At 59.5% G+C, this 13,413-nt stretch carries 11 protein-coding genes; 4 read left to right on the top strand and 7 right to left on the bottom strand.

Annotation, left to right across the window (positions count from 1 at the left end):
• Positions 1–47: 47 nt before the first annotated feature.
• The 3 genes from CLM58_RS09995 (at position 48) to CLM58_RS09985 (ending at position 4,562) form a co-directional block, all read left to right on the top strand.
• Positions 48–2,378 carry a GcvT family protein gene (locus CLM58_RS09995; RefSeq protein WP_229666146.1) on the top strand — a complete coding sequence of 777 codons (2,331 nt, stop codon included), beginning with the start codon at positions 48–50 and terminating at the stop codon, positions 2,376–2,378.
• The gene (locus tag CLM58_RS09990) at positions 2,375–3,121 is read left to right on the top strand and encodes a BKACE family enzyme (protein WP_095595795.1); all 747 of its coding nucleotides are present in this window, start codon (positions 2,375–2,377) and stop codon (positions 3,119–3,121) included. Before CLM58_RS09995 ends, CLM58_RS09990 begins: the two co-directional genes overlap by 4 nt.
• Positions 3,122–3,239: 118 nt before the next feature.
• A complete protein-coding gene (locus tag CLM58_RS09985; protein WP_095595794.1) occupies positions 3,240–4,562 on the top strand; it encodes an aspartate aminotransferase family protein in 1,323 nt (440 codons plus the stop codon).
• A gap of 161 nt (positions 4,563–4,723) precedes the next feature.
• On the opposite strand, the gene mraY is transcribed toward CLM58_RS09985, so the two are convergent.
• The 7 genes from mraY to CLM58_RS09950 all read right to left on the bottom strand — a co-directional run bounded on the left by mraY (position 4,724) and on the right by CLM58_RS09950 (position 12,659).
• Positions 4,724–5,806, bottom strand: a complete 1,083-nt coding sequence (mraY, locus tag CLM58_RS09980; protein WP_095595793.1) for a phospho-N-acetylmuramoyl-pentapeptide-transferase — start codon at positions 5,804–5,806, stop codon at positions 4,724–4,726.
• Between the two features lie 71 nt (positions 5,807–5,877).
• Positions 5,878–7,359 (bottom strand): UDP-N-acetylmuramoyl-L-alanyl-D-glutamate--2,6-diaminopimelate ligase, encoded by a 1,482-nt coding sequence (locus tag CLM58_RS09975; RefSeq protein WP_095595792.1) that lies wholly within the window; start codon positions 7,357–7,359, stop codon positions 5,878–5,880.
• A gap of 16 nt (positions 7,360–7,375) precedes the next feature.
• Positions 7,376–9,166, bottom strand: a complete 1,791-nt coding sequence (locus tag CLM58_RS09970) for a peptidoglycan D,D-transpeptidase FtsI family protein (protein WP_095595791.1) — start codon at positions 9,164–9,166, stop codon at positions 7,376–7,378.
• Positions 9,163–9,510: a cell division protein FtsL gene (gene ftsL, locus CLM58_RS09965; protein WP_188720446.1), complete on the bottom strand. Its 348-nt coding sequence runs from the start codon at positions 9,508–9,510 to the stop codon at positions 9,163–9,165. The genes CLM58_RS09970 and ftsL overlap by 4 nt, the downstream gene beginning before the upstream one ends.
• Positions 9,510–10,505, bottom strand: a complete 996-nt coding sequence (rsmH, locus tag CLM58_RS09960) for a 16S rRNA (cytosine(1402)-N(4))-methyltransferase RsmH (RefSeq protein ID WP_095595789.1) — start codon at positions 10,503–10,505, stop codon at positions 9,510–9,512. Before rsmH ends, ftsL begins: the two co-directional genes overlap by 1 nt.
• A 3-nt stretch (positions 10,506–10,508) precedes the next feature.
• Positions 10,509–11,021: a division/cell wall cluster transcriptional repressor MraZ gene (gene mraZ, locus CLM58_RS09955; RefSeq protein WP_095595788.1), complete on the bottom strand. Its 513-nt coding sequence runs from the start codon at positions 11,019–11,021 to the stop codon at positions 10,509–10,511.
• Positions 11,022–11,588: 567 nt separating this feature from the next.
• On the bottom strand, positions 11,589–12,659 hold the full coding sequence (locus CLM58_RS09950; RefSeq protein WP_095595787.1) for an Mrp/NBP35 family ATP-binding protein: 1,071 nt from the start codon (positions 12,657–12,659) through the stop codon (positions 11,589–11,591).
• 255 nt (positions 12,660–12,914) lie between these two features.
• Between CLM58_RS09950 and CLM58_RS09945 the strand changes: the two genes are divergently transcribed.
• On the top strand, positions 12,915–13,130 hold the full coding sequence (locus CLM58_RS09945; RefSeq protein WP_095597051.1) for a DUF1127 domain-containing protein: 216 nt from the start codon (positions 12,915–12,917) through the stop codon (positions 13,128–13,130).
• Positions 13,131–13,413: the final 283 nt, after the last annotated feature.

Here is a 13,413-nt window from a genome sequence, read left to right as displayed (position 1 = left end):
ACGCTTTTCCGGATCACACATCAGTTGTCGTTATCGGCGGGGGCGTCATGGGATGCTCGACGCTGTACCACCTTGCCAAGTTCGGCGCGGACACGGTGCTGCTGGAACGGAACAAGCTGACCTCTGGGACAACATGGCATTCGGCCGCGCAGGTGCGCGCCTTGCGCTCTTCCCGGAACCTGACGCGGATGATCCAGTATTCTGTCGACCTCTACAGCCAGTTGGAAAAGGAAACCGGGCAGTCGGTGGGCTGGATCCAAAAGGGGTCGCTGTCCATCGCCACGAACCAAGACCGGCTGACACTGATCCGCAGACAAGAGGCCCTCGCCCACGCCTATGGGATCCGGGCAACATCCATCTCTCCGGGCGAAGCGGCAGAGCGCTGGCCGCTAATGAACAGCGAAGACGTGATCGGCGCGGTCTGGTCGCCAGAAGACGGGCGCGTTTCGCCGTCCGATGTCTGCGCCGCCTTGGTGAAAGGCGCAAAATCCCACGGCGCCAAGATTTTCGAAGATACCGGCGTTACAGGCATTCTGACCGAAAACGGAAAGGTCCGCGGGGTCGAGACCACGCAGGGCACCATCCGTTGTGACGCCGTTGCAATCTGCTCTGGGCTATGGTCCCGCGAAGTTGGCGCCCTTGCCGGTGCCGAAGTTCCGCTTTGGCCGTGCGAGCATTTTTACCTGCTGACAAAGCCAATCGACGGCATCACCGGCAACATGCCCACCCTGTCGGACCACGACAACTATCTTTACATCCGCGACGATTCCGGCGGCCTGCTTGTCGGCTGCTTCGAACCGATGGGCAAAGCGATTGCGCCGGGTGTTCTGGACGAAAATTTCGCTTTCGGATTGCTGCCCGAGGACTGGGATCATTTCGAGCCGATGATGATCAACGCGCTGCATCGCCTGCCCGCGCTGGAAACGGCCGAGGTGAAGATGCTTCTGAACGGGCCTGAAAGCTTTACCCCGGACGGATCCTTCATGTTGGGGGAAACCGCCGAAACACGCGGCTTGTTTCTGGGCTGCGGCATGAACTCAATGGGGGTTGCAGCGGGCGGCGGTGCCGGGATGAACCTTGCCCATCAGATCGTTCACGGGCGCACGGCCTATGACCTGTCCGAGGCTGACGCCAAACGCTTTGCCCCGGTGTTCAACTCGGTTCAGCACCTGATGGCCCGCGCCCCTGAAATTCTGGGTACGCATTACGAGATACCGTTCCCCGGCAAGCAACTGCGCACAGCGCGTAACCTGCGCAAACTGCCGCTGCACGACACCTATGCGCAGGCAGGGGCAAAGTTCGGTCAATTCTATGGGTGGGAACGTCCGCTGTATTTCGGTGGCACAGAGCCCGAACTGCGCTTTGGCCGCCCCGACTGGCACGACGCGGTACAGGCAGAGGTCAAGGCCGCGCATACACTTGCCGCGATCTTTGATGCCTCATCCTTCGGCAAGATCGACGTGACCGGCCCGGATGCCGAAGCCTTTTTGCTGAAGGTCTGCTCTGGTCATGTAGGCCGGAAGCCAGGGTCGGTGATCTACACCGCCATGCTCAACGAACGCGCCACATTTGAAAGCGACCTGACCGCACAGCGGATCGCCGTGGATCATTACCGGCTGTTCGTGGGCACAACCGCAATCAAGCGCGACCTCGCGTGGCTTCACGCCCATGCCAACGGCTTTGATGTCTCGATCAACGACACGACAGAGACCTGCGCCGTTCTGGGCCTTATGGGACCTCAAGCCGCGCGGATCGCCACCGAAATCGGCGCCGCAGAGCTGAACGATCTTGGCTATTTCAAGATCGGCACCGCCAAGATCGCCGACAAACCCATCCGCGCAGCACGCATGTCCTATGTGGGCGAAGCCGGGTGGGAAATCACCATGCGATCCGAAGATTCGCAGGCCGTCTATGACGCGCTGACCGCAGCCGGAGCGACCCCGGCAGGCCTATACGCCCAAACCTCCATGCGGATCGAAAAGGGCTTCTGCGCGATGGGCCACGAACTGGACGGCGATGTCACGCCCATCGACGCGGGGCTGGAATTCGCGACGCGCAAATCAGGCGGCTTCATTGGATTTGACGCCCTGCAAGATCAACGCGCAGCCGGCACGCCGTCAAAGATCATCTCGCTGACCTTCAGCAATAAGGCCGCCATGCCATTGGGCCACGAACCGATCTATGCAGGTGACAAAATCGTCGGCCAAACCAGCTCTGCCGGATATGGCTTCCGCGTCGATGCCCCGGTCGCCTTGGGCAACGCCAAGGGGCTGCGCGACGGACAACAGGTTCAAGTCGACATCGCGCGGCAGATGTTCGACGCCACGGTCACTCTGGGCCCACTATACGACCCCACCGGGGAAAGGATGCGGTCATGACAATCATGGTCTCCCCCACCGGATCACGCCTTGGCAAGGCTGACCACCCTTCCCTGCCAATCACGATACCAGAAATCGTCGCCGCGACCGTGGATTGCGCGGCTGCGGGGGCCGACGCCCTGCACCTGCATGTGCGCACCCGGGATGGGCAGCACAGCCTTGATGCGGGTCTCTATTCCGAGGCCATCGCCGAACTGGATCGCGTCCTGCCCGGCTTTCCCATCCAGATCACGACCGAGGCCGGCGGAACCTTCGACACCGACACGCAACTGGCGCTGCTGAAAGACCTAAAGCCCGCTTGGGTCTCTATCTCGCTGCGAGAGGCCGCCCGTTCAGAAACCAACGCCCAAGCCATGTACGAATTCTGCAAGGCACAGGGGATTACGGTCCAACACATCGTCTATGACCCCTCTGATGCTCAGATGTTGCGGCGCTGGCAGGACCGCGGTGTGTTGTCGGAACAAGAAAGCGTCATTCTGGTTCTGGGCCGATACGACACGAACCAGACAGCCGACATCACAAACCTCGACCCACTTCTTCAAGCCCTGCCCCCCGTTGGGTCATGGATGGTCTGCGCCTTTGGCGCGACCGAACATCTGGTCCTCGCCGAAGCGGCGAAACGGGGCGGCGACCTGCGCGTTGGTTTTGAAAACAGCCTGACGGATTCTCACGGCACTCCCTGGGCCGATTGCGCCGCCTCGGTCCGCGCGTTGCGCGCCCGCATAGAGGCTCGGCCATGTTGACCCGTCACACCCTGAATTACCCAAAACCAGACAGGCCGCTGTGGCCTTCTGGACCTCAAATGAAATGGTTCCGCACAGCCGCCAATTCACTGCGCGCCTGTCCGAAAGGAGACCAGTAATGTCACATGTTTTTCCACGAAGCATGAAATCCTCGCCGCCGCGCGCTGTGCGCGGAGAAGGCTGCTACCTTTATGACGACACCGGCAAAGCCTACTTTGACGGATCAGGCGGGGCGGCTGTCTCTTGTCTGGGGCACGGCGATCCGGATGTGATCGCGGCCGTTCAGAAACAGGTCCAGTCCCTTGCCTTTGCCCATACCGGGTTCTTCACATCAGAACCCGCGGAAGAGCTGGCTGATCTGCTTATCTCGAAAGCGCCCGGTGATCTGGATCGGGTCTATCTTGTCTCAGGCGGGTCCGAGGCGACAGAGGCCGCCATCAAACTGGCCCGCCAATACTATATCGAAATCGGCCAGCCCCAGCGCAGGCATGTCATCGCACGGCGGCAAAGTTATCACGGCAACACGCTTGGTGCGCTTGCTGCGGGCGGCAACGCATGGCGGCGCGCCCAGTTCGCGCCCCTGCTGATCGACGTCAGCCACATCGCGCCCTGCTATGAATATGTTGACCGGCACGACGGCGAAAGCGCCTATGACTATGGTCAACGGGCCGCGCAGGAACTGGAAGATGAAATCCTGCGCCTTGGGCCAGACACGGTCATGGCCTTCATGGCAGAGCCGGTCGTCGGCGCCACAATGGGCGCGGTGCCCGCGGTCGAAGGATACTACCGCCGGATCCGAGAGATCTGCGACACCTACGGCGTTCTTCTGATCCTTGATGAGGTCATGTGCGGCATGGGACGCACCGGCCACCTGTTCGCCTGTGAAGCCGATGAGATCGCACCGGACATCCTGTGCATCGCCAAAGGGCTGGGCGCAGGTTACCAGCCCATAGGCGCGATGCTTTGCACGCGGCAAATCTATGAAGCGCTCGAAAACGGCAGCGGTTTCTTCCAGCACGGCCACACCTATCTGGGCCACCCGGTCGCCGCGGCAGCCGCCGCCGCCGTGTTCAAAAAGCTGGACAGTCAGAACCTCGTATCCCGCGCAGCGATGATGGGAGAGAAACTCCATACCGCACTTGTCGAACGGTTCGGCCAACACCCGTTCATTGGCGATATTCGCGGACGTGGCATGTTTCAGGGGCTTGAGATCGTCGCTGACCGAGAGACCAAAACACCCTTCGACCCCGATCGGAAGGTGTCCGCCCGGTTCAAAACCGCGGCATTCGAGGCCGGACTGGTCTGCTATCCCATGGCTGGCACCAGAGACGGCAAGTATGGCGATCACGTCCTGCTGGCCCCTCCGTTCATCATGGAGGACGAACAGGTTACCGAGATTACAGATAAACTGGCTCAGGCACTTGCGACGGCGACGGGGTAGACGGCCCTAATCCTACGCCGGGGTTCCGGGCGGAGATTTAGCGGTCGAAAGCTGTGAAGATGGCGAGGGGTCGGCCCCTCGCACCCGCACGGGCGACGTTCAAAAAACTCATATGCAGGTCATATGTCGGTCATATGCAGGTCATACGACCGATTTCGGTCTTAACGCAGCTTCAGCGTCGCCAGCCCGATCAGCGCAAGGATCAGGGAAATGATCCAGAAGCGGATCACGATCTGCGGCTCAGCCCAGCCCCGTTTTTCAAAGTGGTGATGGATCGGCGCCATCAGGAACACGCGCTTACCGGTGCGTTTGAAGTACAGAACCTGAATGATCACGCTCAGAGCTTCAACCACGAACAGACCGCCAACAATGGCCAGCACGATCTCGTGTTTGGTGCAGACTGCGATGGCCCCCAATGCACCGCCCAATGCCAGCGAACCGGTGTCGCCCATGAAGACAGCCGCAGGCGGCGCGTTGTACCAAAGGAACCCCAGCCCGCCGCCGATAAGTGCCGAACAGAAAACAAGAATTTCGCCTGTGCCGGGCACGTAGTGCACGTCCAGATACTCGGTAAAGTCGACCCGGCCGACGGCATAGGCAATCACGCCCAGCGTGCCTGCCGCGATCATCACAGGCATGATCGCCAGCCCGTCCAGACCATCGGTCAGGTTCACCGCATTGGCCGACCCCACAATCACGATCATTGCGAACGGCACAAACAGCAGACCCAGATTGATCAGCGTATCCTTGAAAACCGGCAAGGCCAGTTGGTTGGACAGGGCCTCGGGATGGAAGATGGTCGCCGCGAACCCGGCCGCCGCGGCCACCACGAGGCCCAAGCCCATCCGCACCTTACCGGAAACACCCTTGGTATTGTTCTTGGAAACCTTGGCATAATCATCCGCAAACCCGATCAAACCAAACGCCACCGTCACCAAAAGCACGATCCACACATAGGGATTCGTCGTCTTGGCCCATAGCAGCGTGGAAAAGATCAGCGCCGACAGGATCAGCAGCCCGCCCATGGTTGGAGTGCCTGCCTTGACGAAATGCCCCTCGGGGCCGTCGTCACGAATGGGCTGGCCCTTTTTCTGCTTACGACGCAACAGGTTAATCAGCGGCTTTCCGAAAATAAACCCAAAGATCAGCGCGGTGAAAAACGCTCCGCCAGCCCGGAAGGTGATGTAGCGGAACAGGTTGAAAAAGTCGCCGCCATCCGAAAATTCCGTAAGCCAAAAAAGCATCTATCCTGTCCGCCGTTCTAATTTGTTCCGGACCGATTGGCCCAATTCGCCCTTCAGGTCAACATTGCCGATCAAGAGACCCGCCCGTCCAACGCCGCCACAGCAACGCTTGCCTGTTCTACATCGTCAAAAGGATAGACGTCGTCGCCGACAATCTGCCCTGTCTCATGCCCCTTGCCCGCAATCAGCAGCGCGTCGCCCGGCCCAAGGGCATCGACACCCCGCAAGATCGCCTCGGCCCGGTCGCCGACCTCGGTCGCGTCCGGGCAAGCCGCAAGGATCGCCGCACGGATAGAAGCTGGGTCCTCGCTGCGCGGATTATCATCGGTCACAAAGGCCACATCGGCGTATTCTGCCGCGGCCTTGCCCATCAGGGGGCGCTTGCCCGTATCCCGGTCGCCACCCGCCCCGAAAACAACAACTAGTCGACCCATCACATGGGGACGCAGCGCCTTTAGCGCTGTCTCCAGCGCATCGGGCGTGTGGGCATAATCCACAAACACCGCCGCCCCACTGTCGCGCGTCGCCGCAAGTTGCATCCGCCCACGCACGGTGGTCAGGTCAGACAGCGTGTCAAAGACGTGATTGGGTTCTTCCCCGGCCGCGATCACCAGACCTGCTGCCAGCAGAACGTTCTGTGCCTGAAACCCGCCGATCAGGTTGAGCCGAGTTTGATAGGTCTTGCTTTCAAAGGAAAACAACAACTCTTGCCCGGTGGCATCGAACCTCTGGTTCAGGATTTGAAGGTCCGCGACCTCGCTCTCGCCAACGGTCAAAAGGTCCTGCCCACGCTCGTCGGCGATGGCTTCAATATCTGCACCGCGCGGGTCATCGATATTGATCACCGCGGTCCCATCTTCCGGCAGCACCCGGTCAAAAAGCCCGGCCTTGGCGGCAAAATACTCTTCAAAGGTTTCGTGATAATCGAGATGGTCTTGCGTAAAGTTCGTAAATCCTGCCGCGGTAAGTTGCACCCCGTCCAGCCGGCATTGCGCCAACCCATGGGACGAGGCCTCCATCGCGGCGTGTGTCACGCCTGCCTCTGCCATCTCGGCCAGAAGCTTGTGCAAGGTGATCGGCTCGGGCGTCGTATGGGTCATCGGCGCGGTCATCGCCCCTTCAACCCCGGCGGTGCCAAAGTTGCAGGCGTTAAGGTCCAGCAACTCCCAAATCTGGCGCGTAAACGTGGCGACAGAGGTCTTCCCGTTGGTCCCGGTCACAGCGACCATGGTCTGCGGCTGCGCGCCAAACCAAAGAGCTGCGGTATAGGCCAGCGTCTGGCGCGGATCTTCCGCGACGATCAAAGCTGCGGGGTGGCCAGCCAGTTCTTCGGCAGCAATCCTTGCGCCTTCGGCATCGGTCAGAATGGCGCCTGCATCCATGCGCAGGGCATATTGGATGAACTCACCACCGTGAACTTTGGTGCCGGGAAGCGCTGCAAACAGGTGGCCGGGTTTTACTTGGCGGCTGTCGACCGACAGTCCGGTGATCTGCGCCTCGGCGCCACCCTGGGCGGTCAGACCAAGCTCTGCCAGAGATTTCACCGGTCGCATCGAGGCCCCTTTCGCATCAGTTCGAAGTTCGGATCAATGCCACCGGTGTGTCAGTTTCAAAGTCGGGCCGCAAGCCCATCAGGGGGGCGGTTCGGCGGATAATCTCTGCTGCGACGGGCACGGCGGTCCAGCCCGCAGTACGACGGGGTTCGCTGCCGGTCCGGTCTTCGGGCTCGTCCAACGTGACGATCAGCACATATTCGGGGCTATGAGCCGGGAACATCGATGCGAAGGTCGCAATTACCTTGTCATCGTAGTACCCGCCCCCGCGTTCCTTGGGCTTATCGGCGGTGCCGGTCTTGCCACCCACGGCATAACCTTCCACGTCGCCGAAACTGGCCGTGCCGCGCGTCACGACCTGCCGCAACATAGAGCGCGCATCAGCCGCGCTTTCCTGGCTGAGGACGCGCTTGGCCTGAGTTGGTTGCGCATCAGCAAGCAGCGTGGGTTTCACCAGAATGCCGCCATTGGCGATGGTCGCGTAGGCGCTGGCCAGATGCAGCGGGCTGGCCGACAGCCCGTGCCCGTAGGAAACGGTGATCGTGTGAATATCGCCCCAATGCTTGGGTGTCAGCGGCTTGGCCCCGGGTGCCTCGACCAGTTCGACCGAAGTCGGAGACATGAACCCAAGCTCTTTCAAAAAGGCGCGTTGGCGCTCTTTGCCGATCTGAAGCGCAAGGTTCGCTGTGCCGACGTTCGAGGACTTAACCATGACATCCGTCACAGACAGGTACGGGCCATAGTTCTTGTTCTTGAATTCCTTGATCTTGTGCTTGCCCCACTTCATCGGGGCGTCGGCATCGACCAAAGAGTTCGCATTGACCAACCCAAGCTCCATCGCTTGCGCGGCGGTAAAGATCTTAAACGTCGAGCCAAGCTCGTACACGCCCTGAACCGCCCGGTTGAACAGCGGACTGTCCGAGGCATCGCCTTCGGTCAGCGGCGTGGGGCGTTCGTTTGGGTCGAAATCCGGAAGCGAGGCCATGGCGACGATCTTGCCGGTCTTGGCCTCCATCATCACGGCGGTTGCGCCCTTGGCATTCATCATGACCATGCCACCGTGAAGAACGCGCTCCAATGCTGCTTGAATGGTCAGGTCGATGGACAGTCGCAGCGGCTGGCCGCCGTTGGCCGCGTCGCGCAGATAGTCATCAAACGCCTTTTCCACGCCCGCCGTTCCGATCACCTCGGCCGACTGAACACCCTCACGGCCAAAGCTGGCCCCACCAAGGATATGAGCGGCCAGTGCGCCGTTGGGATACAGGCGCATCTCGCGCGGGCCGAACTGCAAGCCGGGGTCACCGATATCATGGACCATCTGCTGCTGCTCGGGGCTGATTTTCTTTTTGATCCACAGGAACTTACGCCCATCCGAGAACCGACGCGTCAACGCCTCTTCCTCCAGATCGGGGAAGATTTGCACCAGCTCGCGCGCAACGCGGGCTTTGTCGATCATATGGTGCGGTTGGGCATAAAGCGCGTGGGTCGCCAGGTTGGTCGCCAGCACATTGCCATTGCGGTCAGTGATATCCGCCCGTTGCGCGATAATCGCCGCCTGCGAAGCGCTGGCCACTGGTTCTTGCGGTTCGGCAGACGAGATGGTTGCCATCCGCCCGCCAATCGCGCCGAAACCCGCGAGGAAGATCAACCCCAGAACCAAAAGGCGCCCCTCGGCGCGGATGCGGGATTTGTCTCGCATCTGTTCGTGGCGTTCACGCAGGTTTTCGCGCTCGATCTTGTCGGGGTTCTCCCCTTTTTCCCGCGCCTCCAGTACGCGGGCAAGCGGACGCAGAGGCGTGCGGATCATTGCGCGCCCTCCTGCGTGCTCATCACGTCGATCGGCACCATGATCGGTGGCAGATCAGGGGCCGGGTAAGAGACATTGCTGACGCGCTGGAATTGCTCTGGACGCAGCGGCACAAGGCCAAGCCGGTCGTAGTTGATCGCAGCCAGCTCCCGCAGCCGGTCAGGGCGGTTCAGATAGGCCCATTCGGCCCGCAAAACACCAAGCGTTTCGCGCATCTGGCCGATTTCGCCCTGAAGATCCTTGGTCTGCGCCAAAGCCTCACGCGTGCGGTGGTTCTCTTGATAGACCCAAAAGGCCAGAGCCATCACAGACAGGGCAGATAAAACAAAGAACAGACTGCGCATCAGCGGGTTTCCTTTGTCATCAGGGCGGGAAGGCCCAAAGTTTTTAAATCAATCGGTGTTGTGGGGGCGTCCGTGCGGATGCCCACCCGTAATTTCGAGGACCGGGAACGGGGGTTTTCTTCCAACTCCTGTTCATCGGGACCAATCGCCTTGCGGCTTTTCAATTTGAACTGCGCGGCGACCTCTTCGACCTCTGGCGCATAGCGGTTGGCCCGCCCGCCGCCACCGGAACGTGCTTGGAAAAAGCGCTTCACGATACGGTCTTCGATCGAGTGAAAGGTCACAACTGCCAATTGCCCACCCGGCTTCAACGCACGTTCGGCGGCGGCAAGGCCTTCGACCAATTCACCAAGCTCGTTGTTCACGGCAATACGGATCGCCTGAAAACTGCGGGTCGCCGGGTGGCTTTGCCCGGGTTTCGGACGCGGCAGGCATTTTTCGATCACTTCAACCAACTGAAAGGTGGTCTCGAACGGCGTGGTCTTGCGCGCCTCGACAATCGCGCGGGCAATCCGGCGCGAGGCACGTTCTTCACCAAAGTGGTACAGCACATCCGCAATCTGGGTGTCGCTGCTTTCATTGACGAAATCGGCAGCAGACATGCCCGACTGGCTCATCCGCATATCCAGCGGCCCGTCCTGCATGAACGAAAAGCCGCGCTCAGCTTGATCCAGCTGCATCGAGCTGACCCCAAGGTCCAGCACAACGCCGTCCAGCGGCACGTCACTATAAGTGTCCAGCTTCGAAAAGGTGCCTTCGACCATCGAAAGTCGGTCTCCATAGTCGCCAGCCCAGGCTTGCGCCATCTCGAACACCATCGGGTCGCGATCCACGCCAATCACGTGTTCCGCACCTGCATCCAGTAATGCCCGTGTATAGCCCCCTGCCCCGAAGGTTCCATCCAACCAGCGGCCCTCTACCGGTGCGATCGCCTTCAGAATGGGCCGCAACAGGACCGGGATATGCGGGCGGCTGTCGTTTGCAGCGGCCGGCATCGCTCAGAAATCCTCGCGTTGGTCGAGCATCAGGTCCAGTGCATCCAGCGGATCAGTGCCCTCGGGGATATCCTCGCCCAGCTCTTCAGCAAAGGCGGCGTCTTCAGCTTCGAATGTCTCGGGCTTCCAGATTTGGAACGTATCACCCGAGGCAATGAAGAAAGCCTCTTTTTCCAGCCCGATCTTCTGGCGCAGCTTTTGCGGCAACACCAGACGGCCATCGCCGTCGACCTCGGTCTGGTGGGATTGACCGCTGATCATCCGCTCTAGCCGCCGTTTCAGGGGCGAACGGGGAAGACGCGCGATCTTGTCATCCAGCGCGTCGATGGCGGTCATCGTATAAACTTCAAGAAAGTCCCGGCTGTCGTCGCCATAGACGATCACAAGCTCCGGGCGCAGCCCTTCGGTCCAGTTCGGGTCGCCAGCTTCCAGCACACGGCGAAAAAGGGCCGGGATCGACATCCTGCCCTTCGCGTCCACCTTGAAGGTGTATTCGCCTCTGAACCTACGCGCCACGCTGACGCTCCTTGTTACTGTCGCCCGAAACGGAAACGGCGGATTGAGCTGCTGCCACTGCCCAATCCGCCGCCCTCGTCCCGTGAAGGGGTGTCCAACTGTGCAAGCCACCTGGGGGGATGTCTGCTCGCTTGCGCGCCGGATCTGATTTGATGATGGCGGGTGCCTGTATGAAACCTGACTTGGTGCCTTGTTCGGGGTTCTTAATCTGCCCCTGATTTGCCCGTCTTCATCGAGTAACTAATGGATGACATGGTACTTCATGGAAATCAACTGTTTTTTACGGGAGCTGACTCCCCAAAACGCAAAGAAACTTCTTAAAAAGCAGTTATTCCGCAGCTAAATTACGCCACTGCAACCAAATTGTAGCGGAAAAATTGCCCGCACCCTCTACATTTAGTGCCAGACCGGGTTTGAAAATAAGTACCAGAAAATCCCACTAATAAGTAGAATTTTTGCCGACGCGATTTAATTTGGCAGGATAACCAGCCCCAAATCAGTTGCAGCCTCAGCGATTTACACCGCTAAAGCTGCAAAATCCCCCGCAATGACCATGAATTCCCGCGGTCAGGCCATCCCGCCCGCAACCAACCGGTGCGCGAGTTGCGCATAAGCATCCGCCACCGGTCCATCCTGAAGCGCGATCGGAGTACCCGCATCGCCGGCCTGACGGACCTCAAGCGCCAGAGGAAGCTCACCCAGGAAGGGCACACCGATCCGATCTGCCTCGGCCCGCACACCGCCGTGTCCAAAGATATGGCTTTCCCCACCGCAATGGGGACAACAGAAAGACGACATGTTCTCTATCAACCCCAGAACCGGCGTCTTTAGCTTGCCGAACATGTCTATAGCCTTGCGCGCATCCAAAAGTGCAACGTCCTGAGGCGTAGAAACCACCAGAGCTCCGGTCATTTGGGACTTCTGACACAAGGTTAGCTGCACATCACCCGTGCCCGGCGGCAAGTCTACGATAAGCACATCCAACTCGCCCCATTCGACCTGCCCCAGCATCTGCTGAAGGGCCCCCATCAACATCGGACCGCGCCAGACAACCGCCTGATCAGGATCCACCATCAGACCAATAGACATCATAGTGACCCCATGCGCCTTAAGTGGAATGATGGTTTTACCGTCAGGCGAAGCTGGGCGCTTACTGACACCCATCATCCGCGGCTGCGAGGGACCATATATATCTGCATCAAGCAGGCCGACCCGACGCCCCTGCCGCGCAAGCGCCACCGCCAAATTGGAGGAGACTGTCGACTTACCGACCCCACCCTTCCCCGAAGCGACGGCCAGAATACGGTCGACCCCCGCCGGCTTGCCACCGCCATCTTTGGTTGGATGCTGACCGATCTTTAGCGAGGGTGCAGGCTTTGGGGCCGGCTGACCGCTATGCGCCGTTATAACGACGACCGCCTGCGCAACACCGGGGATCGCTTCGACCTTGGATTGGGCAAGATCGCGCAGCGGGCCCAAACTACGCGCCTCTTCTGCGCTCGCCGCCTCTAGCACGAACCGAACAACGTCACCTTCTATAGTGAGAGCTTTCACACGTCCCGATTCCATCAGATTAGAATCACCCGGACCAGTAATTTCACCCAGCACAGCAGCAATTTGGTCTTTGATAACGCTCATTTCGCCCTCTTCAACGGTTTAGGCAAAGATTGTTTTTGCGAAGAATTTTGCAAGCCGAAACGTGATTTGCCTAAAAATGCATCACAAATTCAGTTTTTACGTGGCGTCACTTGCGTAATTTTTCAGCGACTAAACTAAAAGCTGCAAACCATGCAAATTCTGCATAGCAGCATTGCCTCGAAATTCATTGTGCACCTGCAGCAAACCCCTAAATTGAGGATCAACGAGAGCGAACAAAAACGAAAGAGGCAGAAGATGGCAATCGCGCAAAGCACATTCGGCGCGTCGAACTGGGTCGTAGGAACACTGACGACCGTTATCGGCCATGCCAAAGATTACCTCGCGAAGCGCAAGCTGTATCGCGACACATATAACGAGCTGAGCGAGCTGACCAATCGCGAGCTGGCTGATCTAGGAATTAGCCGCAGCATGATCCGCTCGCTGGCGCTTGAGGCTGCAAAAGCAGCGTAAACAACAGAATCAGACGGCCCTTCCTCCTCCCTGGGTCTTCTGAATTAGGCGGCGATACCTTCCTCCTCCCTTGGTATCGTCGCCACTTTTCCCGAAGCGGGACACCGCTTCACCACAGTTTAGGCATCTCTCCTCCCTATGATGCCTAATACCCCGGTCGGCAGCCTTCTCCTCCCTTTGGCTGTCGACCGCAAAATACCGGCCAAGACGTCGGGTTCGTATACGATGACCGTCCTCCTCCCTTGGTCATCGTTAAAAAGAACGGCGGTGCCTCCTCCTCCCT

The sequence above is a fragment of the Actibacterium pelagium genome (assembly GCF_002285415.1).
In the GTDB taxonomy this organism is placed as follows: Bacteria; Pseudomonadota; Alphaproteobacteria; order Rhodobacterales; family Rhodobacteraceae; genus Actibacterium_B; species Actibacterium_B pelagium.
Note: the sequence above shows the minus strand (reverse complement) of the source record. Positions and strands in the feature narration are given on the sequence as shown.

Excerpts from the sequence above, each read along its gene's own strand:
- CLM58_RS09995 (WP_229666146.1), top strand. The coding sequence starts at position 48 with ATGGGATGCTCGACGCTGTACCACCTTGCCAAGTTCGGCGCGGACACG.
- CLM58_RS09990 (WP_095595795.1), top strand. The coding sequence starts at position 2,375 with ATGACAATCATGGTCTCCCCCACCGGATCACGCCTTGGCAAGGCTGAC.
- CLM58_RS09985 (WP_095595794.1), top strand. The coding sequence starts at position 3,240 with ATGTCACATGTTTTTCCACGAAGCATGAAATCCTCGCCGCCGCGCGCT.
- mraY (WP_095595793.1), bottom strand. The coding sequence starts at position 5,806 with ATGCTTTTTTGGCTTACGGAATTTTCGGATGGCGGCGACTTTTTCAAC.
- CLM58_RS09975 (WP_095595792.1), bottom strand. The coding sequence starts at position 7,359 with ATGCGACCGGTGAAATCTCTGGCAGAGCTTGGTCTGACCGCCCAGGGT.
- CLM58_RS09970 (WP_095595791.1), bottom strand. The coding sequence starts at position 9,166 with ATGATCCGCACGCCTCTGCGTCCGCTTGCCCGCGTACTGGAGGCGCGG.
- ftsL (WP_188720446.1), bottom strand. The coding sequence starts at position 9,510 with ATGCGCAGTCTGTTCTTTGTTTTATCTGCCCTGTCTGTGATGGCTCTG.
- rsmH (WP_095595789.1), bottom strand. The coding sequence starts at position 10,505 with ATGCCGGCCGCTGCAAACGACAGCCGCCCGCATATCCCGGTCCTGTTG.
- CLM58_RS09950 (WP_095595787.1), bottom strand. The coding sequence starts at position 12,659 with ATGAGCGTTATCAAAGACCAAATTGCTGCTGTGCTGGGTGAAATTACT.
- CLM58_RS09945 (WP_095597051.1), top strand. The coding sequence starts at position 12,915 with ATGGCAATCGCGCAAAGCACATTCGGCGCGTCGAACTGGGTCGTAGGA.